This is a genomic window from Chromohalobacter sp. HP20-39 (assembly GCF_033052815.1).
In the GTDB taxonomy this organism is placed as follows: Bacteria; Pseudomonadota; Gammaproteobacteria; order Pseudomonadales; family Halomonadaceae; genus Chromohalobacter.
Window position 1 is genome coordinate 1 of sequence record NZ_JAWHTP010000167.1, and the last position, 401, is coordinate 401.

Genomic DNA, 401 nt, shown 5'->3' on the forward strand with positions numbered 1-401 from the left:
GAACATCTTCACGGCGCTTTCTTCGAGCGGCGTGAGCTGATTGGAATAGGGGTCATGATTCGCGGTCATGGCGCTATTCTTTTGGAAAACGGATCAGGCCCTCGCGGCGAAAGCGGGGTCATTTTTTTCAGCTTTCGCGGAATGAATGCATTGGCGACGATGCAAGGCTCGAAGAGCTGGGGTGCTCAACTGCGCTAAGACCGTCTTGCTTGTCGCGCAGGACGTAGAACGACAATCCGGGGCGGATACCCGCGATGGACCAAAGTGCGGAAAGCCTCTATGCGGATGGGCGCTTTCCGGGGATTTATCCCGAACGCGGTAAACCAACGCGCGCTTTTTGGCACCCAAACTTCACTCCGTGAACGCGCTAGTCAGGTGGCTCACCGACTGACATGACATCG

At 56.4% G+C, this 401-nt stretch carries 1 protein-coding gene; it reads left to right on the forward strand.

Annotation, left to right across the window (positions count from 1 at the left end; translation table 11 throughout):
- A partial coding sequence (locus RVY79_RS17470) for a hypothetical protein (RefSeq protein ID WP_317465753.1) occupies window positions 1-198 on the forward strand: 198 nt, incomplete at its 5' end.
- Between the last annotated feature and the right edge of the window lie 203 nt (window positions 199-401).